The sequence below is a fragment of the Marinobacter sp. F4206 genome, from assembly GCF_019392195.1.
In the GTDB taxonomy this organism is placed as follows: domain Bacteria; phylum Pseudomonadota; class Gammaproteobacteria; order Pseudomonadales; family Oleiphilaceae; genus Marinobacter.
Genome location: NZ_JAHXKI010000002.1, coordinates 2,134,588 through 2,157,153 on the forward strand (window position 1 = coordinate 2,134,588; position 22,566 = coordinate 2,157,153).

Below are 22,566 nucleotides of genomic sequence, written 5' to 3' on the forward strand. Positions count from 1 at the left end.
TTGGCAAAGTCAGAGGCCCGCGTCAGGTGCGGGCCTCCTGGTCAAAGGACGGACTGTCGGTTCGGCTCAGTTCTCCGATCTCTCTGAGCCATGCTTCGGAGCGTTTCATGCCCTCTTCTAGGTTGACCTTGGGTTCGAAGCCGAGGTGCTTTCGTGCGTTTTCGATGGAGAATCCGCCCTTGCGCGCGAACATCAGCATCGCGTCCGGCGTGACCTCGTTGGGGCGCTTGAGCTTGCGGTTCAGCCACCAGATGCCCTGGGTGAGTTTCAGGGCAGCAGCCAGAGGCATGCTCGGTGGGAAACCCTTGTTGCTGGCCCAGCGCCAGTGATTCATGAAGAATTCCCGGCAGGTCACGGGCTCGTCGCTCCAGAGGATAAAAATGCGGCCGCTGCCGGAGGGCAGGCCGGCGGCGAGCAAGGTGCCGTCGACCAGGTCATCGATGTACACCGGGGTGAAGATGCCCTTGCCCCGGTTGGGCAGGATCAGTTGGCCGGCCCGGGCCATCTTCAGGGGCTCCAGCAACCAGGGGCGGGAGCCCGGACCGTAGACGTCGCCCGGGCGGATGATGGTGCAGTCGATCTCGCCGGCAGCGTGGGCTGCCAGGACGGTATGCTCCGATGCGCCCTTGGCCACGCCGTAGCGGTAGTGTTCACCAATCACCACGGGCGCCGTCTCGTCCGCTCCCGGCTCGTAGTCATAGCCCATGGCTGCGATGGATGAATAATGCACGAAGCGCTGTGCGCCGCCGGCAATGGCAACGTCCAGGGCGTTGCGAACGCCGACCAGCGAGGTGGTGGTATAGGTCTCCCAGTCGGCAGCCAGAGACACCACCGCCGCAGTGTTGATAAAGAGGTCGCAGTCTTTGGCGTGATCACGCCAGCCTGACGGCTCGGTGAGGTCTCCCGCTATGACGTTGCGCTCTTCATCGGCGTGCAGATCCATACCACGGACGTCACAGCCCAGTTCGCGGTAACGGCGGTGAAGGGTGCGCCCGATGAAGCCGTTGGCGCCCGTGATGAAGACTTTTGCGGGGAGGGACGGTTTTTGCCCGTCCCGACCGGTTGGGAGAGACATGGGGGGCTCCTGTTCTGTTTATTGTGTTGCTCCTATCGTGCTCAGTTTTCAGTGCCGTTATTTTTCAATTCACGACAAATTACAGGTAAAACACGCCACGCATTCCGTGGCGTGAAATGACAAGCTGTTGACGTTGTTAGCCAAGGAGTAACTACGACTAATTGGTCATAGTGTGGGCAGAAATCACCCAACGGATTGGCTTTCCATGAATTCAGGCTCTGACCCCACCCGGTATGTAACGCGCCCGCTCGACCTCTCCTTCACGACTTGGTGCAAACTCCTTTTGCTGCGTTGGCTGCTGCGGCCAATGATGGCCTACCTGCTGCGGGGGCACCCCCGACGCGTCGCCAGGGCGCAGATTGGCATCGCCGGTCGCTGGGCAAGTGCCCGTCAGAAGGAGCGGTTTCACTATGACTACCACCGGGGCGAGGGCGGGGCGGTAGCCGGCCACTCGCTGGGTACCCCTTTCTCCCATACCGGCCATCCTGTACTTCTTTGGTTGCATGGCGGCGCCTTTGTGCTGCCGGCGATGCCCAGGGGGCATCTATCCTTCGCCGAGCGCCTCTGTGATCCCCTGGCTGCCAACGCCTTCGTTCCGGATTACCGGCTGGCGCCCGCCAACCCCTTTCCGGCCGCCCTCGACGATTGCGAAGCCGCCTACCGTCTGCTGCTCGATTCCGGGATTCCCGCTGAACGGATTGTGCTGGGCGGTGAGTCCGCGGGGGGCAACCTGCTGGTGTCGCTGCTGTACCGAATCCGGGATCGCGGAATGCCGATGCCGGCGTGTGCCATCGCGGTCTCGCCCGCCCTTGACCTTGCCCGGCTGCATGGTTCGCCTTCCCGGTTCGCCAATGCCGGTCGGGACGCCATGCTTCCGGTTGCCTCGCTGGCGCAAGCCCTGGACTGGTACCTGGACGGCGCTGACAGCGCCAACCCGGAAATATCGCCCCTGCTGGGTGAGTGCCGGGGCTTGCCACCGACCCTGATCGTCGCCAGTGAGGCGGAACTGCTGCGCGATGACAGTGTGCTATTTGCCCGCCGACTCGCCGCGGCCGGCGTCCCGACCGAACTGGCCCTGTGGCCCCATCTCCCGCACGCCTTCCCGCTGCTGGAGGACTGGCTCCCGGAAGCTGCCGGTGCCAGAGAACAAATAACAACGTTTATGAGAGAGCAGCTCCAGAGAGTAACTGGACGCTCGGGAGAGAGAGGATGACAAACTACAAGAAACTGACCCCACTGGACGCGGCCTTTGTCCAGCTGGAAAATCCCAGTGCGCCCATGCACGTTGCCGGTTTGATGATCTTCGAACTGCCGGCGAAAGCCGGCGCGGATTTCGTCACCAGGCTGGTCGAGGACTGGCGTAGTGAAACCCGGATCAAGGCCCCCTGGAACCAGAAACTGGTGTCTCCGTCCCGTTGGCAGCTGGCGCCAAGACTCAAGACCTGCCACGACCCGGATCTTGAGTACCATGTCCGTCATCTGTTTTTGCCCAAGCCGGGCGGTCAGAGGGAGTTGGGGCAGCTGGTGGCCCGTCTGCACAGTCAGCCCATGGACCTCAGAAAACTGTTGTGGGAATGCTTTATCATTGAGGGTCTGGCGGACAACCGCTTCGCCATCTACATGAAGTTCCACCACTCGATGGTCGATGGCATCAGCGCGAATATCCTGCTGATGAAGGGGCTTTCCGAGCGCCGCGCCGACAGGAAAACGGCGCCGTTCTGGGTTCACTCGGCACCGGAAAAGCCATTCCAGCCCGGTCCTTTTCGCATTCCGTCTGCCCAGGCGCTGATGAGTACTGCGGCAAACGTCCTCAAGCTCTTCGGCAAAGACGATGACCTGACCACCTTTCGTTCGGCGCCCTACACCCCATTGAATGGCCCGATTGCAGCCCAGCGGCGTTTCGCCACCCAGAGCTTTTCGATGGATCGGATCAAGGCGGTGGCCCGACGGGCGGAGGTCAGCCTCAACGACGTGCTGCTCTGCCTGGTTGGCGGTACGCTCCGCCGATACCTGCAGCGAATTACGGCGCTTCCGGGCGATAGCCTGACCGCCGCTATCCCGATATCCCTGCGCGCCGAGGGCGACCAGAGTTGCGGTAACGCCGTGGGCATGATTTTCAGTATCCTCGGCACCAACATTGCGGATCCGGTGGTGCGCCTGCAGAAAATTCATCAGTCCACCGACCTGGCCAAACAGCAGGTGCTCGGTCTGCCCACGGAAATGCGGGTGCCCTATTCCCTTCTCAGCATGATGCCTTCGGTGCTCCGGATGCTCACGGGTGTCACCGGGAAAACCCGCCCGCTGTTCAACACGGTGGTGTCCAACGTGCCGGGAGGCTCTGAGGAAAAGTACCTGAGGGGCGCGCGTCTGGTGAATTTGTATCCGGCGAACATTGTGTTCCCGGGCATGGCGGCGAGCTTCACCTGCTACAGCCATGCGGGAACCCTCAACGTGGGGATCACAGCCTGCCGGGACACCGTGCCGAACATGCAGAAACTGGCGCTCGGCATGGAGGAGGCGTTCAGAGAACTTGAGGAAAAACTGGGCGTTGTTGAGCCTGCGCAAGCAGCGGTGGTAAACGCTGTCGAGGAGGCGGTATGACCCTGAGAAAAATGCCGTTGCTGGATGCCGCGTCGCTGCAGCTGGAGGGTAAGAAGATGCCCATGCACATTGCGGCGCTGATGACCTTTTCCTATCCCGCCTCGTTGACCGATCACGAACGCAAAACGTTCGTCAGTGGCCTGGTCGCGCGCTGGCGAGAGGAAACCCGGGTTGTCTATCCGTGGAATCAGGTGCTCACGCGTCCTACCCGTTGGCAGCTCAGGCCCACGACCCGGGAAGTCTACGATCTGGACCTGGAATACCACCTCAGGCAGTGGTCCCTGCCAGCGCCCGGCGGTGAGAAGGAGCTGGGCCACATGATCGCCTGGATTCACGAATTGCCGATGGATCTGGAAAAGCCGCTGTGGGAGTGTCATTTCATCGAAGGGCTCTCCGAAAACCGATTTGCCCTCTACGTCAATATCCATCACGCGCTTGTCGATGGCATCAGTGGCACCCGTCTGGTGGTAGGCAGTCTGTCCACGGACGCGGACTCATTGAGTGCCCCCATGTGGGCAAAGGCCCAGGCCCAGGCGGAGGCGGGCACGGGCGAAGTCAAAGAGCCGGAAAGGGGCGCATTGCCACGCCTCGCTGACCTGAAGGCGGGTGCCGCAGCGTCCCTGAAGCTACGGACAAAAAACGAGACACTGACGACGTTCAGATCCACACCCGAGACCATCCTGAATGGCCCGATTGGCTCCCATCGCCGGGTTGCCACCCAGCACTTCGAATTGGCCAGGCTCAAGACGCTGGCAAAGACGACGGGTGCCACGGTTAATGATGTGGTGATGGCGATTGTGGGGGGCGCCTTGCGTGAGTACCTGATTGAGGCAAATGCCTTGCCCGAGGACTCGCTCACGGCGGCGCTGCCGGTTTCCACACGAAAACCCGGTGACGTCAGCATTGGCAATCAGGTAAGCCTGCTGTTCGGAAGCCTGGGAACCAATATTGCCGATCCGGCCCTTCGTCTGGAACACGTTAAACGGTCCACTCAGGCTGGTAAGGCCATGCTGAATGGTCTCCCTGCCCATGCCGTCAACGTCTACTCACTGCTTTCGACAGGTCCCTTTCTGTCGTCCGTGGTTCTGGGGCTCGGAAGGACAGGGCGCCAGCTGTTCAATACCACAGTCTCCAATGTCCCCGGACAGCGCGAGGCGCGCTACCTGGATGGCGCCGAATTGCTGCACGTCTACCCGGTAAGCCTGATCATGCCGGGCATTCCACTGAACTTCACTTGCGTCAGTCAGGGCGATTTCCTGAATTTCGGCATGGTGGCCTGCAGAGACCGGGTGCCTCATGTGCAGCGGCTGGCTGGGCTAATGGCCGAGGCCTTGGCCGAACTCGAAAAGAACCTCCTGCAACGCGGGGAGCGGTCGTCCTGATTGGCGCCAAAAGCCAAATTTGTGGCATTGAAGAGCAAACGCGCATAGGTATTTCTACGGAATACTGACGCTCGCACGAAAACACAAAAACAACATTCCATGCATCCCAGAGGGTGTGTGGCGGAGTGATCAAACCATGAATGATGCTAAGTCCTTCCGGGTCAACCGACTCAGTGCGGGTATTGTGATGGCGCTGACCCTCGGTGGTGCCAACACGGCCACCGCCTTTAATTTCGATGCGGGCGAGTGGGATGGCGGCCTTAACACCACCGTTTCGTTCGGATCGAGCTGGCGTATGCAGGACCCGGATCCTGCCCTGTACAGCGCACAGAATGCTGCCCTGGTTGGCGAAGAGCCGGGTACCGGTGGCAAGTCCGACGGCGGCAACCTGAACTACGACCAGGGCGACCGGTTTTCCACGGTGGCCAAGTTCCTGACCGAATTCTCCCTCGAAAAAGACTACATGGGCGCACTCGTCCGGGTGAAGGGCTGGTACGACCAGGCCCTGGAAGACGAGGATGTCCGCTTCGGCAACCAGGCCAATGGCTACCAGCGAGGGGAACCGCTGTCGGACCGCGGCTATCAGAATCTCCAGAAGTTCTCTGGCGTCCAGCTCATGGACGCGTTTGTCTACAACACCTGGGATATCAACTACAAACCTCTCCAGATCCGTCTCGGTCGCCAGGTGGTGAACTGGGGCGAGAGCCTGTTTATCCAGGGCGTGAACCAGGGCATCAACCCGATTGACGTGCCCGCGTTCCGCCGTCCCGGCACAGAACTGCGAGAGGTACTGCTTCCCACGAACATGCTCTACGCGAACATGGGGCTTGGCAGTGGCGTTTCAGTTGAAGCCTACTACCAGTTCGAATGGCAGAATTCCCCGATTGAAGGCTGTGGCCATTACTGGGCGGTCACCGAGAACCTGATCTCGCCTGACCTCAGTGGCTGCGTGAGCGCCGTGGGCGTGGGGCCGGGCAGTTCCCCGGATGACCTGCAGGGTGGCACCTATTATCCCCAGGCCGCTCGAAACGATACCAGTGACCAGGGGCAGTTCGGTCTGGCCTTGCGCTTTCCCGCCGATGCCATCGGCACGGAATTCGGTCTGTACGCCATCAACTACCACTCCAAGATGCCGGTGCTGGGCATCAATACCGGCAGTGGTCCCGGCACTGGCGTCGCGACCCTGATTCCCATGCAGCTGGATTCCCAGTTCGGCACCACGCCGGGGGATGTCTCCTGGGTCTACCCGGAAGACATTCAGCTCTACGGCATCAGCGCGGCCGCCAACATTGCCAGCTGGTCGGTGGGCGCGGAACTGACTCATTCCCGGAACTTCCCGGTGATCCTCAACGGTGCAGACCTGGTCGTTGGCGCGGCTCAGGGTGTCGGGCCACTGGGCGAAACCTTCGCCACCGCCGAAGCCAATGAGAGCGTCGACGGGTTCCGGCGCTACAACAAGACCCAGTTCCAGATCAACGGCCTGAACCTCTGGTCCAACATTCTGGGCGCCCAGACAGCCCTGCTGATTGCCGAGGTGGGTTTCCAGTACGGCGATGTGCCTGACACCTATACCGGTGTCCGTCATGGGCGCGGGTTTACCTTCGGCTTCGGCCAGCACGAGGACTTTTTCGATGGTGCCGATCCGTGCGCGGTGGGCGCCAACACCTCCCCGGCGGGCTGCAAGAACGAAGGCTACGTTACCGACTTCTCCTGGGGCTACCGGGTGCGCGGCTCCCTGGATTACCAGAACCCCTTTGGTCTGGGGCTCCTGGTGCAGCCGTCCCTGTTCGTCGGTCACGACGTCAAGGGTAACTCTCTTGATGGCCAGTTCCAGGAAGGCCGGATCTCGACCACCCTGGCGACCGACTTCACCTACCTGAAGCGACACAAGTTTGGCGCAAGCTACGTGCACTTCGCGGACTCCGCCGATTACAACGATCTGCGGGACCGTGACTATGCCTCCGTCAATTACAGCTACACCTTCTAAAACAAAAATCCGAGGATACTGACATGCAATTTTCCAGAAACAGACTGTATCGGGCGCTGGCGGTTTCTGCCGCCTTCGCCGTCACCGCTCCGGCCATGGCCGAGCTGTCCCCTGAGGAAGTGGCAAAGCTGGGAACCGAATTGACGCCGGTGGGTGCCAACCCGAACGCCAACGACGAGGGCACCATCCCGGCATGGACCGGGGGGCTGACTTCGCCCCCGGAAGGCTGGGATCCGGAGCAGGGTTACATCGACCCCTTCCCCCAGGACGAAGTGAAGTTCACCATCACCGGGGACAACCTGGACCAGTACCGCGACAAGCTGAGTGCCGGCCAGATTGCCCTGCTCGAGAAGTACGACAACTTCCGGATGCCGGTGTATGAAACCCGCCGCACCGCGGCCTTGCCCCAGAAGGTGTACGACACCATCAAGGCCGAGGCGCCGGACGTAACGCTTGAGGGTTTTGGCATCAAGAACCTGGATGGCGCCAACGTGCCGTTCCCGATTCCGGAAAACGGACTGGAAGCGATCTGGAACCACAACGTCCGTTACCTGGGTGGCGGCGTTGAGCGTCAGTACCACTGGTTCCCGGTGCAGGGCGACGGTGATTTCTACAAGGTGGGCTTCCTGGAGAAGCGGATTTTTGATGAGAACATGGACCGTCAGTCCGAGAACCGCCTGTTGAACTACACCGCCAAGTACACCTCGCCACCGACGCTGGAGGGCACGGTCCAGCTGGTTCACGAGCCAATTGACCAGGTTGAGGAAGTACGGTCGGCCTGGATTTACAACGTCGGGCAGCGCCGGGTGCGACGCGCTCCGGATCTGGCCTACGACAACGCCAACGACGGTACCGAGGGGATTCGCGTCACCGACCAGTTCGATGCCTACAACGGGGCGCCCGATCGCTACAACTGGAAACTGGTGGGCAAAAAGGAAATCTACGTTCCCTACAACGCCTATAAGCTGAGCGATAAGTCCCTGAACTACGAGAAGGACATTCTTCGCACCAACACCATCAATTCGGATCTGATGCGCTATGAGCTGCACCGGTTGTGGGTGGTCGAGGCGACGCTGCGTGAGGACAGTAGCCACATCTATGGCAAGCGTACTTTCTACCTCGATGAGGACTCCTGGAGTGTCCTGATGGAAGACGCCTACGATACCCGTGGCGATCTGTGGCGCGTGGCCATCCATCCGGTTATCCAGTTCTATGACGTGCTGGTGCCCTGGTACCGGGCCAATATCTACCACGACCTGAACAACGGCTCTTACCTGGTATCAAACCTGGCAAACGAGATTGATGATCCCTGGGAGTTCGGTGTCAAAGGTCGTTACATCGAATTCCAGCCGGACGCGCTTCGCCGCAGCGGGCGCTAATTGACCAAAGCGGGGGCCCCGGCTCCCGCTCTCCAATCTTTTCCGATCAGGTATACCTCTCATGGTTATTTCAAACTTTCGGGCCGGAGCCGTGGCGCTGGCTCTGGGGACGTGTGCGCCTGCCGTTTGGGCTGACAAGCCGCCCCTGTCCTACGACATCTCCGCCGACCGGGTGGCCATCTTCGACCTCGCGAGCAATGGCCAGGTCTATTACGCCGTTGGTGAGCGGGGCGTGCTGCTGACCAGTCCAGGGCCTGTGCCGGATGCGTGGCACAGCAAGCGCCTGCCTGCGACCGAATCGGTGATGAGTATCGCTTTCGGGCAGGATGGTCGGGGTGTCGTGGTCGGTCACGGCAGTATGATTCTGCACACCGCTGACCATGGCACCACCTGGGCGCCGGTGGATGTGTCCGAGCATGGGCGGGGGGATCCGTTCATGGATGTCGCCTACCTGGGAAACGGGCGGTTCCTGGCGGTGGGTGCCTTCGGGCTGGTCATGGAATCGGTCGATGGCGGGGAGACCTGGCAGCCTGCGAGCATTTCCGAGGACTACTTCGACCGGCATCTGTACAGCATCGCCCGGGCGGGTGATGACTGGCTGCTGATCGGCGAGAGCGGTTCGCTGTTTGTCAGCGCCGATGGCGGCGAGCAGTGGGAAAAACTGACCTCGCCCTATGAGGGCTCCTTCTTCGGTGGGATGCAGACACCGGACGGCGCCTGGCTGCTTTACGGAATGCGTGGGCAAATCTGGCGTACCGAAGACCGCGGTGCGACCTGGCAGAGAGCGAAGGTGGACATCGCCACCGCCATCAATGCCCATGAAACCGGGCCCGAAGGCCAGGTCTTCCTGTTCGGCAATGGCGGACAGGTGCTGGTGAGCGAAGACGACGGCCGTCATTTCTTGCCCGCTTCACGCAGTGGGTTGCCGGGCGATATTACCGCCGCGACCAGAATCAACGGCGAATGGCTGGTGGCCGGCACCGCGGGCGTTCGTCTTTGGAATGGTCAGGGAGAATAAGTCATGAGTTCAGAGCAGAAGAAAACGGGCTTGACCCGAGTACTGGCCCGCGGGGTGTTCCGATTCCGTATTACCTTGTTGGTGGTCATGGCCGCCATGACGCTGGCCCTTGGCTACTCCGCCAGTCAGTTGCGCGTGGACGCGGGCTTTATGAAGATGATCCCGCTCAGTCACGAGTACATGGGCACCTTCCTGGACTACCAGGGCGAGTTTGTGGGCGCGAACCGGATCATGGTGTCCCTGCGTAACGAAGATGGCACGGTGTTCGACAAGGAATTCCTGGCCTCATTAAAGCAGGCGACCGAATCCGTGTTCTACCTGGAAGGCGTTGAGCGAAGCTCTGTGACGTCGATGTTCACACCGAATGTGCGCTATTCGGAGGTCGTTGAGGAGGGCTTTGTCGGGGGTAACCTGATTGAAGCCGACTATTCCGGTACCGAGGCGGAACTGAAAGAAATCCGGGAGCGGACTCTGAAATCCAGCTGGGTTGGCCAGATTGTCGCCAATGACCTGCGATCGGCGATGGTTGTCGCAACCCTTCAGGAAGTGAATCCTGACACAGGTGAGAAGATTGACCTGCAAGCCGTTGCCAACAAGCTTGAGGACATCCGTTCCGAGCTTGAGAGCGAGTCCCTTGAAGTGAACATCATCGGTTTCTCCAAGGCCATTGGCGATATCGCCAACGGCGCCCGTGGTGTGCTCGTGTTCTTTGCCGTTGCGGTCGTTATTATCGCGGTGTTGCTGTACTGGTACACTCGCTCGAAGCGTCTGACGCTGCTCACCCTGGTCACCGCATCGCTGCCGGTTGTCTGGCTATTGGGCCTGTTGCCCCTGCTGGGGCTCAGCCTGGACCCGATGTCGATTCTGGTGCCCTTCCTGATCTTTGCCATCGCCGTATCGCACGCAGTGCAGATGTGCAATTCCTGGAAACTTGATGTGCTGGCCGGTGCCAATATCCGCACGGCGGCTGAAGACAGCCTGGCCGATCTGGTGGTTCCCAGTGTGGTCGCGTTGGCGGCCAACGTACTGGGTTTCCTGGTCATCGCATTTGTCGATATCCAGATGGTGCATGAGCTGGCCGTCACCGCGACCCTGGGGGTCGGTGTCATGATTCTCACCAACTCGTTGGTGCTGCCGCCTCTCCTGTCGTTTACCAAGATGGATCAGCACGCACTGGACCGACTGACCGGTAAAGGTTCCCACTACTGGTTCTGGGAGAAGCTCAGCATCCTGGCCACCACACCGAAGGCGTGGGTGCCCATTGCCTGTGCTCTGGGGCTAACCGGCTATGGCATCTACCAGGCGGACCAGATGCACGTGGGGGATCTCGGGGACGGCGTGCCGGAGCTGCGTGATGACGCCCGCTACAACCAGGACGTCAGGGCGGTCACCTCGCAGTATTCCGTCGGTGTTGACGTACTGCAGGTGGTGGTGGAAGCCGAGGGCGACAATATGCCCTGTGTGCAGCCTGAGCTGATGCAGCAGCTGGAAGAATTTGAACTGTTCCTTCGCCAGCAGCCGGGCGTGGCTTCCGTCGGTGCACTGCCGGGGTTCGTGAAAGGCGTTACCCAGAACTACGCAGAGACCAACCCGAAATGGCACGTGGTGCCGGGCAACCGGGCCCAGGTTGCCCAAGGTGTTGCATTCGCCACCCGCAACGGCAGCACGCTCATGAACACCGACTGTGACGCGATGGCGATTTCAGTGTTCCTGAGTGACCACAAGGCCGACACGATTTCCGGCATTGTCGCGGCCATCAAGGAGTTTAAGTCCGTCTATGACAACGACACCCTGACCTATCGTCTGGCATCCGGCAACGTCGGGGTGATGGCGGCCACCAACGAAGCGGTGACCGCGGCGAATCCGTGGGTTAACGGCGCGCTGTTTGTCTCGGTGACCCTGCTGTGTCTGGCCATGTTCCGTAGCCTCAGAATCAGCCTGTGCATCATCCTGCCCCTGGCGCTGGTGACACTGCTGTGCAACGCCTTCATGTCGTTGCTGGGCATCGGCCTGAAGGTGAACACGCTGCCTGTCATCGCCCTGGGCGTTGGTAGCGGTATCGACTACGGCATTTACCTGTTCGAGCGCATGAAGCACGAGCTGGATGCCCGCGACTGCAGCATTCAGGAGGCGTTTTTCGAAGCCCTGAAACAGCGTGGCACCGCGTCGGCGTTCACGGCGTTGACCATGACTGTCTCGGTGGCGACCTGGTACTTCTCGGACCTGAAGTTCCAGGCCGATATGGGCATCCTGCTGGCGTTCATGTTCCTGGTGAATCTGTTCGGGGCGATTCTGCTGCTGCCGGCAATCGCGGCGGTACTCTTTCGCGACCGATCATTTGCCAAGCAACCAGGTGAACCGGAATGTCCTGTTCAGAGCGAGCGTAAGGAAACCTCGACGGCTCAGGATGGTTTCTCGGGGGCCGGCGTCTATTCCAGAAGCTGACCTGGAGAACTTATCTCTGACCTTTGCCACCCCTCTCGGGGTGGCTTTTTTTATCTGGGCGGTTGTCCTGACGAAACTCAGTCGGCGTGGTCTCCATGATGTCGCGGAAGGCCCGATTAAACGAGCTCAGGGTCCGATAACCGACATCCAGGGAAATGTTCAGAATCGGTGTTTCCGGTTCCCGGACCAGTCGCATGGCCGCCTCTTCGACCCTCAGGTGGTTGATGTAATCATTGAAGTTGCGATAGCCCAACGTCTGGTTGATGGTTTTGCGTACCCGGTACTCGGGAATCTCGAGGGACTCGGCCAGTCGCTTCAGCGTCAGCTTCTCGGTGGTGTAGAAGCCGTCGTTCATCAGCCTGTTCAAGGCGACCAAATCCTGGTTGTTCTCATAATCGGAAATCGGTATCGAAGCGGGATCATCGGCTGGTCTGGATGTCAGGGGCTGTGCAGTCTGGGTCTCGGGCGACAGTTCGAGAATACCTTCGCGCGCGGACACGAAACACAGCAGGGTGGCCAGGGCTGCGAAGCTGACGATGATGCCCCGTGAATACTCGTGATACAGGCCAAAGTTCAGACTGACCGTGGCGATACCGACAGAGCCACCGACGATCAGCAGGAACGCGAGTCGGGCCCGTCGGCGGGACTCCACCAGATCCGCTCGCCAGTGCCGGATGACGTGCAGGAGTCCGTGCAGCACCACCACGTATTCGAACCACCGCCCCAGTTCCCAACCAAAGAAGACCGCCAGATCGGATGATTCGCCTGCTATGACATAGGGTCTTGCCAGGGCCGGGACGATAAAGCTGTATAACGCCATGAAGCCCCAGACCGATCGGAATCGGGGGCGTGACGCGAAAATAAGCTGGCAGACGACCCAGAACAGACCGGGCATGGCGGTTTGCAGATCGGAGGCAATCCATCGCCAGTCCTGCGGAACCAGTGGTGCAACGAGATAGGCCGTGGCAGAGGTAAGGATCAGCAGAAAAACCTGGCCCACCAGCTGGTACCGAAAATCCCGGAGAATAATGAGGAACAGGCAAGCCAGACAACCGAGACCAAATCCTGTCAGGATGAGCACAACGTTTTCCTCTGATACTGCTTTTCTTTTTGTGTCCGTCGAGCTTAATGGAAGACGTCGAATTTTACAGCATTGGTTTGGAAGAAAGCGTTGAATCTGGAGAAAAAACGAAAGGACTTCTTACTGCGGATGCCAGTCAACTAGGCCAAACAGATTCTGTAACGGAGGACACCGGCGTCCTCCTCCCGAACCCATTCAATTCGGTGGCCGGTTATCTCGCACAAGGCCTGTAAATCCCGGCGGCCGCTGGGGTCATCGGCCAGAAACTCGACCTCTGTCCCGCTGGGCAAGCCCCGGGTACGTTTTTTAAACCGCAGGATAGGGAGAGGGCACACCAGACCGACAGCATCGATTTGGTGTACCTCGCATTGGTCAGTCAAGGCGCACGCTCTCGCTGCTGGTCTGGTCGGCTGAGGACCAGCCGAACTGGTCCAGGGCAACCGGGGCGACGGCGGCAATGACCAGGGCTGCGACAAACGCGGCAATCATGACCTTCACGATGACTCTCCTTTGCCTTGTTTGGCCTCGACCTCGGCCACCCAGAGATCGTGGTGCTGACGCGCCCACTCTATATCAACCTCGCCGTTACCCATGGCATCGAACGCTCCTTCCATACCGACCGAGCCGATATAGATGTGGGCGATGATGGCCACCATCATCACGAACGCCACAATCGAGTGCCAGATGTTGGCGTATTGCATTTCCTCGTGCGGGGCCAACGCCGTTGGCAGGTCGGTTCCCAGAACGCTATTGATGACCCCGAAGGTGTCGGAGAACATGGGCATCTGGAAAGGGAATAACAGTGACAGGCCGGACAGTGAGACGGAAAAGCCCAGTACCATCACCGTCCAGAAAATGATCTTCTGGCCTGCGTTGAACTTCTTCGCGGAAGGGTGGCCCTTGGTGAAAATGCCGCCGCCTGCCTTCAGCCACTGCCAGTCGAGTTTGTTGGGGATGTTATGCGCGACCCACATCACGAACGTCATCACCAGCCCCAGCATAAAGGCCCACGCAACGTTGTTGTGAAGCCATTTGGAACCAGCGGCCAACGTCGCAAAGGCGTCAGGCCCCAAAACCGGGATCAGGAACGTACGCCCCATCAGGGTGATCAGGCCCGTCAGAGCCAGTGCGATAAACGAGCCGGCCAGCAACCAGTGCCCGAATCGTTCGATGGCTTTGAAGCGTTCAATTGTGGTGCCGGCAGGGCCTCCATCAATCTTGATTCTGCCGCGGACAAAATAAAACACGGCCAACAAAGCGATAATGCCGAGTATGGCACCGCCGCCATAGGTTATGACCGGTCCTTCCCGCAGCTTGTACCAGGCTATGCCTTCGCCCTGGATCATGACGCCGTTGGCAGGTCCAGGTGACTGAACCGTGGGATCTATCTTGTTATAGCGGACAGAACGCCAGACGTCAGCATCAGAGCGCCCCCCCAGCGTACCCAGCTGGCCACTGGTCGGTGCCGCATTGTCGGGATTACCCAGGTTTTCAGAGCGGAAGGACTCGTCGATTTTCAACTGCTCCTGACGGGCCATGATGTCTTCGAGGGTCTGGGCGCCCCCGGTAGACGTCCGATCAACCGCCGGGGCCTCTTCGGCCAGAGCCGGGTTGCAAAGCAGTGTCGCCATCGCAAGTACGGCGGCACCCAGTAATTTTATGTTCATCAGAGCACTCCAACGGAATCAACAAGAAGACTTCGGTGCCTCAATGAATTCCGGGGCCCGAGGGCCCCGGAACTATCGGGCTGGCTTAAGCGCCCTTCTTCTCGTAAGCCGTGCCCCATCCCCAGGCACCTGAACCGAAACCACGGTTCACCACGCGCTGGCGATAGATGTCCGCCACCTCGTTGCCATCACCGGCCAACAGGGCTTTGGTCGAGCACATTTCCGCACAGAGGGGTAACTTACCCTCGGCAATACGGTTGCGCCCGTACTTGGAGAACTCGGCGGTTGAATTGTCTTCTTCAGGACCACCAGCACAGAAGGTGCATTTGTCCATCTTGCCACGGCTTCCGAAGTTGCCCGCTTGCGGGAACTGGGGCGCGCCGAAGGGGCAGGCATAAAAACAATACCCACAACCGATACACAGATCCTTGGAGTGCAGCACCACACCGTCCTCAGTCTGGTAGAAGCAGTCCACCGGACAGACGGCCATACAGGGCGCATCTGAACAGTGCATGCAAGCTACCGAGATTGAGCGCTCGCCGGGTTTACCATCTTCGATGGTGACCACGCGGCGACGGTTGATGCCCCAGGGTACTTCGTTCTCATTCTTACAGGCCGTTACGCAGGCATTGCATTCGATGCAGCGTTCGGCGTCGCAAAGGAATTTTGCGCGTGCTTGTCCTTCAAGTGCCATGATCTACACCTCTCATCATGCCGGCATAATCGAACACAGGGTGGCCTTGGTCTCTTGCATCTGCGTGACCGAGTCATACCCGTATGTTTGAACTACGTTGGTGGATTCGCCCAAGACAATGGGGTCGGCTCCTTCGGGATACTTGTCCCTCAGGCTCTTACCCTCCAGCTCTCCGCCGAAGTGGAAGGGCATGAAGGCTACGCCCTCGCCAACACGTTCAGTTACCATCGCCTTGACTTTGATGCGCCCGCCTTCCGGGCCGGAAACCCAAACGTCATTGCCGTCACGGATGTTCAGGTTATTCGCATCGCGCGGATTCACCTCGATGAACATCTCCTGCTGCAGTTCCGCCAGCCAGGGGTTGGAGCGCGTCTCGTCACCACCACCTTCGTACTCGACCAGGCGGCCGGAGGTGAGAATGATGGGGAAGTCCTTGCTGAAGTCCTTCTGTTGAATGGATTCGTACAACGTCGGAACCCGCCAGAAGGTCTTGTCGGCGTAGGTCGGGTAATCCTCGACCAGGTCACGACGGGTCGTGTACAGCGGCTCGCGGTGAATCGGCACAGGGTCCGGGAAGTTCCAGACCACGGCGCGCGCCTTGGCATTACCAAAGGGGGCGCACTCGTGCTTGATGGCAACGCGCTGGATGCCGCCGGACAGATCGGTTTTCCAATTGGTCTCGGGACCGGCAACGGCCTCGATGCTGGCGCGCTCTTCCTCCGTGAGGTCGCCATCCCAGCCAAGATCCATCAGCATCTGCATGGTGAACTCCGGATAGCCATCCTTGATGTCGGAGTTTTTCGAGTAGACGCCCTCGGCAAGCAGATTATCGCCGTCGCGTTCCACGCCGAAACGGGCGCGGAAGGTAAGGCCGCCCTCGGAGACCGGCATCGACATGTCGTACAGGTTCGGTGTGCCCGGGTGGTTCATCTCAGCCGTTCCCCAGGATGGCCAGGGTAGACCGTAGACATCACCATCGCAGGGTCCGCCATTTGCACGCAGGGTGGTCTTGTCGAAGTGGTGCTGGTACTTCATGTGCTTTTTGAGACGCTCGGGGGACTGACCGGTATAGCCGATGGTCCACATGCCACGATTGAACTCGCGAGTAATGTCCTCAATCGAGGGTTCGTCGCCGTCAATCGCAATGTTGCGGAACATGCGATCGGTGAAACCGAACTTGTCCGCAAACAGCTTCATGATTTCGTGGTCGACCTTGGAGTCAAACAGCGGCTCGACGACCTTTTCCCGCCACTGGAGCGAACGATTCGACGCAGTGACTGAACCGTAGGTCTCAAACTGGGTGGTGGTCGGCAGCAGGTAAGCGCCGTCTTTGCGATCGTGCAGCACTGCTGACACGGTGGGGAAGGGATCCACTACGACCAGCAGGTCCAGCTTTTCCATGGCTTCCTTCATCTCGAGCATCCGGGTCTGCGAGTTGGGGGCATGGCCCCACAGAACCATGGCTCGGGTGTTGTCAGGCTGCTCCAGGTTTTCCTTGGCTTCCAGAACACCATCAATCCAACGAGACACGGGAATGCCCTTCTCGTTCATCATGGCTTTGGACTTGCCGTTCTTGTCCCACACGGCAAACCGACCTTTCAGCCAGTCCAGGTCCTCCTCCCAGACCCGCGCCCAATGAGCCCAGGAACCCGCAGCCAGGCCGTAGTAGCCGGGCAGGGTGTCGGCCAGAACCCCCAGATCGGTGGCGCCCTGAACATTATCGTGACCACGGAAGATGTTGGTGCCTCCGCCCGCGACGCCCATGTTACCCAGCGCCAGTTGCAGAATGCAGTAGGCTCGGGTGTTGTTGTTGCCGTTGGTGTGCTGAGTCCCACCCATGCACCAGATGACTGTGCCCGGGCGGTTGTTGGCCAGGGTGCGGGCGACGCGCTCGAGCTGGGCCGCCGGGGCGCCGGTGACCCGCTCGACTTCTTCCGGGTTCCAGCGCTTCACCTCGTTACGGATTTCGTCCATTCCCCACACCCGGGTGCGGATAAACTCCTTGTCTTCCCAGCCGTTCTCGAAGATGTGCCAGAGGATTCCCCAGACCAATGCCACGTCTGAACCCGGCCGGAAGCGTACGAACTCATCGGCATGGGCGGCCGTGCGCGTGAAACGAGGGTCGCACACGATGAGCGGCGCGTTGTTTTCTTCCTTGGCTTTCAGGATGTGCAGCAGTGATACCGGGTGCGCTTCTGCCGGGTTGCCCCCGATCAGGAAGATCGCCTGGGATTTGTGGATGTCGTTGTAGGAGTTCGTCATCGCCCCGTAGCCCCAGGTGTTGGCTACGCCCGCGACCGTGGTTGAGTGACAGATCCGGGCCTGGTGATCGACATTGTTGGTGCCCCAGTAGCCAGCAAATTTACGGAAGAGATATGCCTGTTCGTTGTTGAACTTGGCGCTGCCTAACCAATAGACCGAGTCAGGGCCGCTCTCTTCACGGATTTGCAGCATCTTGTCGCCGATCTCGTTGATGGCGGTTTCCCACGAGATCTTCTGCCACTGGCCATCGACCATTTTCATCGGGGTCTTGAGACGACGTTCGCCGTGCGCGTGCTCGCGCACCGAGGCCCCTTTTGCACAGTGAGCGCCGAGGTTGAAGGGGCTGTCCCACCCCGGTTCCTGGCCGGTCCAAACGCCATTTTTCACTTCGGCCTCGACCGTGCACCCGACCGAGCAATGCGTACACACCGATTTCTTGTGAACGACTTCCCCGCCTTCCGTCGACGGAGTTTCGGCCCGAACCCGGGTGGACGTCAGTGATAGAGCGGCCAGACCACCCACAGTGACACCGGAGGCCGCGAGAAATCCCCGCCGGTCCAGGGTTTTTGCGGCGAGGGATGAAAGTAAAGATCCCGCACGGGAGCCTTTCGCTACCCCGTTGGTTTTCTTCCTTAACATGTCAGTTACCTCTGTTTTTTGTTCTCGTTTTTCCGGAGGTGTGATCATCCAGGAGCATCACGCAATCCTGAATGACGCACGCTTCCTCAAAAGCGAGCCGATTCGAAGTATTTCCTTGTGTGCTCAGTGTCACGCAGACCGCGGCTTTTCGGGACTTCGTTAGCGACTTCGGCTACGGCGTTCGGTGCAACTGCCATGGCAACGGCAGCTGGTGCTGCGGTTGCTGCCAACTGCAAGAAACGGCGACGGCTGTGTTCATGCTTGGGGTTGTCCATTGGACACCTCCACCTGAGTTATGGGATCGGGCAGATCCCGGTTACTGAATTGCAAAAGCATCAGCTTCCACGGTCATAAAGGCCCGACCGAGCGAGCCCACAGGAGCGAAGAAGACTGCGCTTTGCGCTTCTTCCAAATCGGTAAAAAACAACGCCGCCCACTTTGCCAGGTGGGCGTCAAAAAAGGCTTTTTGTGAAGACAAACCGCTGTCGCACGGGAACTCGCCCGTGATGATGCCGGCCATGATTTCGCACAGTGTGCTGATGTGGTCTTCGGGCTCTTTAACGTCATCGCGGGATTTGATGCCCCTGACCATCAGATCGCTGCGCAAGTCTGCAAGGGGTTTTTCGTTCAGAAAACCGGTGAGGTAGTAACTGGCATAAGGCAGTAGTTCACCACGGCCGACGCCCACGAAAAGGTTGTTGAACTCTCGTTCGGCGTCATGAGGATTGGTGCGTTCGGCAAGAGCAGCGAGGTTCTTTGAAGCAGCCCCCAGTGGTGTGTCATCCCCCTTCAGCAATGCCAATCCGGCAAGTAGCTCTCTGGAGGGTGGCTCTCCCAGCAAGGCACCCAGCAACTGATACATTTGGGCTCGGGCACGATCTTCGTCGTTGATCGAGCGGGGGCACTGAACTTCTACAGCGTTGGCCAAGTTTTCTCTCTCTTGTTGTTGTTTAAATTTTCATCACTGTTTTATAGACCCGATTCAGCTCGGGAGCAACTCCGGCTCTTGGCGCTAATGGTCAAAGCGCATCCTGGGACGATAGCGAGGTGTCGTTTCCAACTCTGGCTCGGGAGCCAGAGGTTCAGAATGCCGGGCATCGATGAGGGGCTCCGCAGGGATGTCGGATTCTGAATGCCGGGCGATCTCTTCGGTGTCCTCTGCAAATGAAATCGGTTCTGGACCATCGGCCAGTTCCCGAACCGGATTCTCGGCTTGCTCGTCCTTCCTTGCACTTTTATCGATTAACCCCTGTCCAACCTTGTACAGGGTTTGCACGACGTTGCCTGCAGTAGCGGCGTCGGTGAAATCTTCATCGTAGTCATTGAGCCCGTCCAGCACCGCCAGAACGGGGTTGGATTTCCAGAGCGCGCGCAGCGCCTTACGTCGGAGGAATTCGGGAATTTCTTTTCCCATGAATCCGGTAATGTCGGTGCCCAGCACAATGGTGTCCGGGGCGGGCAGGCTGTACTTCTCGAGGATCTCATGCTCGGGCAAGGTCTCGTTGATGGCGAGTTCTTGCGCTTCACGCGATGGTTCGGGTTCGGTTGGCGAGGGCGGGGCGACCTCCGCCTCTTTGCGAGCTTCGGCTTTTTGACGCGACCAGCGCTGCAGGCGTGATTCGGCCATCAGTGCACCCTCGGTTTTTTGAGGTTGGAGGGAGCACGGTAGACGTCGCTTTGCTGGCGGATACGTGGATCGCCTTTACCTTCCTCGACAACGTCAACACGGACCTCATCGCGGCGGCGTTTCTTGAACGGCTCCTCGATGTAATGCATGTCGATAAACTCTTTGATCCAGGCCGCAAGGGACTCGGGAATCGGAACGGCTTCGACAATGCTCTCACCACTGTCCAGGGCATCCAACGCCTCATGGGCACTGGCGGTGATCGTGCTGACCATCCACCCGGAGGGAGAACGACGGGTCTGGTCTTTATCCATGATGATCCAGACGGAGGGAACGGTCATGTTCAGGGACACAAGGTAACCTTCCACATCGGCGCGAAACAGTTCCATGGTTACGGTGCCTGCGTGAAAATCGACCACCTCGCCCTCGCGAACCAGCTCTTTCCAGAACGCCTCAGGTGCGCCCGGTATAACGGCGACGGGCTTCCAGATATCGCGCGCCCACCGGGTTACGCCGGGGGAACGGCGAACGACGGCACCCACTTGTATCTCGCGTTTCCAATGCTCTGTGCGACTGCTCATGACTACATCTCTTTTTTTAAAAAGCTAGCAGAGCCGAAACAATTATCCAGTTGTCCAAAAAGAAAAGGCTGTGCCATGCTCTAGTGGAGGCATGCACACGTATACGTATAACAACAACGAAAAGAGTCAATTTCCTGATGACGGCATCCAAGACTTTACTGTTATGCACTTGCGATAAATCACAGTCTCTTGATCAAAAGGCCCTGCAAACGGCAGCGGCCGCTGAGCAGGTGATCGTGGTGGATCAACTGTGCGGCACCGATATGAAAACGGCCGCAGAGTATTTAAGTGGCAACAGTGACGTGCTCATCGCCTGTGGCCAACAGGCCGCGCTATTCGAGCGTCTGAGCGAGGACATAGAAGCTGAAACCCAGCATTCCGCTCCGCTGGGCACCATCGATATTCGGGACCGCGCGGGCTGGAGCGCACCAGACGCGAGTCCGAAGCGCCTACACGCCAAACAGGCAGCCTTGATCGCTGCCTCGCAATTACCGGCCCCCATGGCGCCGGTGAAAACCATTCAGTCCAGCGGGGTGTGTTGCATTGTCGGTCCTACCGAGCAGGCCATCAGGATGGCTGAACTGGTTCAGGACGAGCTGGGGGTGACGTGTGTTGTCAATGATTCGGGGCCGATCCAGCTACCCTCCGCTGGCTACGACGTGGCGAGAGGGCAATTGACGGCCGCCCAGGGCGCGTTGGGCAACTTCCAGCTGGAATTTGCCCAGCTGCAGACACTGAATCCCGCGGGTCGTGGCGCCCTGGGTTTTGGCGAGATCAAAGCCACTGCCCGCAGTGAGTGCGACGTTTTTATTGATCTGCGCGGTGTGGGCCCCGCGTTTCCCAGTCATCAAAAGCGCAATGGCTACTTCTGGGCCGACCCGGCGAAAACCGGAGAGCTGGAACGGATCGCCTTGACCGCCAGGGATCGGGTCGGTGAGTTTGAGAAAACCGTGTTTTTCAGATTGGAGGAATCGCTGTGTGCCCATTCCCGGGCAAACAAGACCGGTTGCACCCGGTGTCTCGACGTCTGCCCGACTGAGGCCATTTTTTCAGCGGGCGATCACATACAGATTGACTCGGATATTTGCGCCGGCTGTGGATCCTGTGCGGCGGTCTGTCCGACGTCGGCCGTGACCATGAACGAAACACCGTTCGAGGCGGTGACGCAGGCGGTGGAAACCATGGCCAGGGTCTACCGGGAGCATACCAACGAATCCCCGCGTCTGGTTTTCCACACGTTGGGCGCGGGTGCCGATGCCATTGCCTATCTGGCTCGATATGACGATGGGCTGGCGGATGATCTCATCCCGCTGGGGCTGGAGCATGTGGATCGCATCGGCCATGCCGAGATCATGGCAGCATTCGGCGCAGGCTACGCAGAAGTCCTGATCCTGGCGGACAACGAGATCGACCGCCGGGCGGTCACGGCGGAAGTTGAACTGGCCCAGGCCATGCTCAAAGGCACCCATAACTCACCCAGCCGGGTCCGGGTGATCGAAGCCAAAGAACTCTGTGCCGCCGGTGACAACGACGGGCGAGTGAGTGAGCCGGTTTTGCTGGTTGGCGGGCGGCGTGACATCACCCGGGTCACCGTTGCCGCGATGGCGGACAAGATCGAAGCGCCGATCCCTCTGCCCGCGGGCGCACCCTACGGGGCGATCGAGATTGATTCCGACAAGTGCACGCTTTGCCTGGCCTGCGTGTCCCTCTGTCCCACCGGCGCCCTCGGCGACCATCCGGATCGTCCGGAGGTCCAGTTTACGGAGAATGCCTGCGTGCAATGTGGGGTCTGTGACAGCACCTGCCCGGAGACAGCCATTGCTCTGAAGCCTCAACTGGATGTGTCCAAGGATGCCCTGAGTGCCCGGGCACTGCACGGCGAGGAACCGTTCGAATGCATCAGTTGTGGGGCTCCGTTTGGCGTCGCCAGCACCATTAACCGGATCGTTGAAAAACTGGAAAACCAGCATTGGATGTATACCAACGCTGACAACGTCCAGCTCATCAAGATGTGTGATGACTGTCGGGTGAAATCCCAGTTCCATGGGCAGAACTCACCGATGGCAGGGGGCGAACGTCCTCGAGTTCGCACCAGTGACGACTACCTGGACAGCTAACAACAAAGCAGGAC

The 22,566-nt window shown here is 59.5% G+C and carries 19 protein-coding genes; 8 read left to right on the top strand and 11 right to left on the bottom strand.

The annotated features are described in order from the left end of the window. Positions 1–22 precede the first annotated feature (22 nt). Positions 23–1,075 carry an NAD-dependent epimerase/dehydratase family protein gene (locus tag KZO34_RS12085; RefSeq protein ID WP_219476743.1) on the bottom strand — a complete coding sequence of 351 codons (1,053 nt, stop codon included), beginning with the start codon at positions 1,073–1,075 and terminating at the stop codon, positions 23–25. A gap of 205 nt (positions 1,076–1,280) precedes the next feature. Here KZO34_RS12085 and KZO34_RS12090 point away from each other — a divergent pair, with 205 nt between their 5' ends. From KZO34_RS12090 to KZO34_RS12120, 7 genes are all read left to right on the top strand, one after another. Further along, positions 1,281–2,288: an alpha/beta hydrolase gene (locus KZO34_RS12090; protein WP_219476745.1), complete on the top strand. Its 1,008-nt coding sequence runs from the start codon at positions 1,281–1,283 to the stop codon at positions 2,286–2,288. Next, a complete protein-coding gene (locus KZO34_RS12095; RefSeq protein ID WP_219476747.1) occupies positions 2,285–3,676 on the top strand; it encodes a WS/DGAT/MGAT family O-acyltransferase in 1,392 nt (463 codons plus the stop codon). The genes KZO34_RS12090 and KZO34_RS12095 overlap by 4 nt, the downstream gene beginning before the upstream one ends. Next, complete coding sequence (locus KZO34_RS12100; RefSeq protein ID WP_219476748.1) at positions 3,673–5,058, top strand: wax ester/triacylglycerol synthase family O-acyltransferase; 1,386 nt, start codon at positions 3,673–3,675, stop codon at positions 5,056–5,058. The genes KZO34_RS12095 and KZO34_RS12100 overlap by 4 nt, the downstream gene beginning before the upstream one ends. Positions 5,059–5,194: 136 nt before the next feature. Beyond that, positions 5,195–7,045: a DUF1302 domain-containing protein gene (locus KZO34_RS12105; protein WP_219476751.1), complete on the top strand. Its 1,851-nt coding sequence runs from the start codon at positions 5,195–5,197 to the stop codon at positions 7,043–7,045. Positions 7,046–7,068: 23 nt separating this feature from the next. Then, positions 7,069–8,424 carry a DUF1329 domain-containing protein gene (locus tag KZO34_RS12110; protein ID WP_219476753.1) on the top strand — a complete coding sequence of 452 codons (1,356 nt, stop codon included), beginning with the start codon at positions 7,069–7,071 and terminating at the stop codon, positions 8,422–8,424. A gap of 61 nt (positions 8,425–8,485) precedes the next feature. Next, on the top strand, positions 8,486–9,442 hold the full coding sequence (locus KZO34_RS12115) for a YCF48-related protein (protein WP_219476755.1): 957 nt from the start codon (positions 8,486–8,488) through the stop codon (positions 9,440–9,442). Between the two features lie 3 nt (positions 9,443–9,445). Next, positions 9,446–11,887, top strand: a complete 2,442-nt coding sequence (locus tag KZO34_RS12120) for an efflux RND transporter permease subunit (protein ID WP_219476757.1) — start codon at positions 9,446–9,448, stop codon at positions 11,885–11,887. 10 nt (positions 11,888–11,897) lie between these two features. Here KZO34_RS12120 and KZO34_RS12125 read toward each other — a convergent pair whose 3' ends face one another. From KZO34_RS12125 to KZO34_RS12165, 10 genes are all read right to left on the bottom strand, one after another. Beyond that, entirely contained in the window at positions 11,898–12,968 is a 1,071-nt protein-coding gene (locus KZO34_RS12125) for a helix-turn-helix domain-containing protein (protein ID WP_219476759.1), read from the bottom strand. A gap of 140 nt (positions 12,969–13,108) precedes the next feature. Further along, a complete protein-coding gene (locus tag KZO34_RS12130; RefSeq protein WP_219476761.1) occupies positions 13,109–13,348 on the bottom strand; it encodes a sulfurtransferase TusA family protein in 240 nt (79 codons plus the stop codon). Continuing rightward, positions 13,341–13,466, bottom strand: coding sequence for a hypothetical protein (locus KZO34_RS18705; RefSeq protein WP_257900425.1), 126 nt, complete (start codon positions 13,464–13,466; stop codon positions 13,341–13,343). Before KZO34_RS18705 ends, KZO34_RS12130 begins: the two co-directional genes overlap by 8 nt. Further along, positions 13,463–14,635, bottom strand: coding sequence for a formate dehydrogenase subunit gamma (locus KZO34_RS12135; RefSeq protein ID WP_219476763.1), 1,173 nt, complete (start codon positions 14,633–14,635; stop codon positions 13,463–13,465). Before KZO34_RS12135 ends, KZO34_RS18705 begins: the two co-directional genes overlap by 4 nt. Positions 14,636–14,720: 85 nt before the next feature. Then, positions 14,721–15,329: a formate dehydrogenase FDH3 subunit beta gene (gene fdh3B / locus KZO34_RS12140; protein WP_219476765.1), complete on the bottom strand. Its 609-nt coding sequence runs from the start codon at positions 15,327–15,329 to the stop codon at positions 14,721–14,723. 15 nt (positions 15,330–15,344) lie between these two features. Further along, on the bottom strand, positions 15,345–18,230 hold the full coding sequence (locus tag KZO34_RS12145; protein WP_257900271.1) for a formate dehydrogenase subunit alpha: 2,886 nt from the start codon (positions 18,228–18,230) through the stop codon (positions 15,345–15,347). A gap of 86 nt (positions 18,231–18,316) precedes the next feature. Next, positions 18,317–18,505, bottom strand: coding sequence for a twin-arginine translocation signal domain-containing protein (locus KZO34_RS12150; RefSeq protein WP_219476767.1), 189 nt, complete (start codon positions 18,503–18,505; stop codon positions 18,317–18,319). A 41-nt stretch (positions 18,506–18,546) separates the two neighbouring features. Then, a complete protein-coding gene (locus KZO34_RS12155; protein WP_219476769.1) occupies positions 18,547–19,158 on the bottom strand; it encodes a TorD/DmsD family molecular chaperone in 612 nt (203 codons plus the stop codon). Positions 19,159–19,242: 84 nt separating this feature from the next. Next, on the bottom strand, positions 19,243–19,857 hold the full coding sequence (locus KZO34_RS12160) for a DUF3306 domain-containing protein (RefSeq protein WP_219476771.1): 615 nt from the start codon (positions 19,855–19,857) through the stop codon (positions 19,243–19,245). Further along, entirely contained in the window at positions 19,857–20,435 is a 579-nt protein-coding gene (locus KZO34_RS12165; RefSeq protein WP_219476773.1) for a DUF3305 domain-containing protein, read from the bottom strand. The genes KZO34_RS12160 and KZO34_RS12165 overlap by 1 nt, the downstream gene beginning before the upstream one ends. Positions 20,436–20,572: 137 nt before the next feature. On the opposite strand from KZO34_RS12165, the gene KZO34_RS12170 reads away from it, so the two are divergent. Continuing rightward, the gene (locus KZO34_RS12170) at positions 20,573–22,552 is read left to right on the top strand and encodes a 4Fe-4S binding protein (RefSeq protein WP_219476775.1); all 1,980 of its coding nucleotides are present in this window, start codon (positions 20,573–20,575) and stop codon (positions 22,550–22,552) included. Positions 22,553–22,566: the final 14 nt, after the last annotated feature.

Excerpts from the sequence above, each read along its gene's own strand:
- KZO34_RS12170 (WP_219476775.1), top strand. The coding sequence starts at position 20,573 with ATGACGGCATCCAAGACTTTACTGTTATGCACTTGCGATAAATCACAG.
- KZO34_RS12150 (WP_219476767.1), bottom strand. The coding sequence starts at position 18,505 with ATGGACAACCCCAAGCATGAACACAGCCGTCGCCGTTTCTTGCAGTTG.
- KZO34_RS12165 (WP_219476773.1), bottom strand. The coding sequence starts at position 20,435 with ATGAGCAGTCGCACAGAGCATTGGAAACGCGAGATACAAGTGGGTGCC.
- KZO34_RS12110 (WP_219476753.1), top strand. The coding sequence starts at position 7,069 with ATGCAATTTTCCAGAAACAGACTGTATCGGGCGCTGGCGGTTTCTGCC.
- KZO34_RS12115 (WP_219476755.1), top strand. The coding sequence starts at position 8,486 with ATGGTTATTTCAAACTTTCGGGCCGGAGCCGTGGCGCTGGCTCTGGGG.
- KZO34_RS12135 (WP_219476763.1), bottom strand. The coding sequence starts at position 14,635 with ATGAACATAAAATTACTGGGTGCCGCCGTACTTGCGATGGCGACACTG.
- KZO34_RS12145 (WP_257900271.1), bottom strand. The coding sequence starts at position 18,230 with ATGTTAAGGAAGAAAACCAACGGGGTAGCGAAAGGCTCCCGTGCGGGA.
- KZO34_RS12160 (WP_219476771.1), bottom strand. The coding sequence starts at position 19,857 with ATGGCCGAATCACGCCTGCAGCGCTGGTCGCGTCAAAAAGCCGAAGCT.
- fdh3B (WP_219476765.1), bottom strand. The coding sequence starts at position 15,329 with ATGGCACTTGAAGGACAAGCACGCGCAAAATTCCTTTGCGACGCCGAA.
- KZO34_RS12100 (WP_219476748.1), top strand. The coding sequence starts at position 3,673 with ATGACCCTGAGAAAAATGCCGTTGCTGGATGCCGCGTCGCTGCAGCTG.
- KZO34_RS12085 (WP_219476743.1), bottom strand. The coding sequence starts at position 1,075 with ATGTCTCTCCCAACCGGTCGGGACGGGCAAAAACCGTCCCTCCCCGCA.
- KZO34_RS12120 (WP_219476757.1), top strand. The coding sequence starts at position 9,446 with ATGAGTTCAGAGCAGAAGAAAACGGGCTTGACCCGAGTACTGGCCCGC.
- KZO34_RS12090 (WP_219476745.1), top strand. The coding sequence starts at position 1,281 with ATGAATTCAGGCTCTGACCCCACCCGGTATGTAACGCGCCCGCTCGAC.
- KZO34_RS12095 (WP_219476747.1), top strand. The coding sequence starts at position 2,285 with ATGACAAACTACAAGAAACTGACCCCACTGGACGCGGCCTTTGTCCAG.
- KZO34_RS12105 (WP_219476751.1), top strand. The coding sequence starts at position 5,195 with ATGAATGATGCTAAGTCCTTCCGGGTCAACCGACTCAGTGCGGGTATT.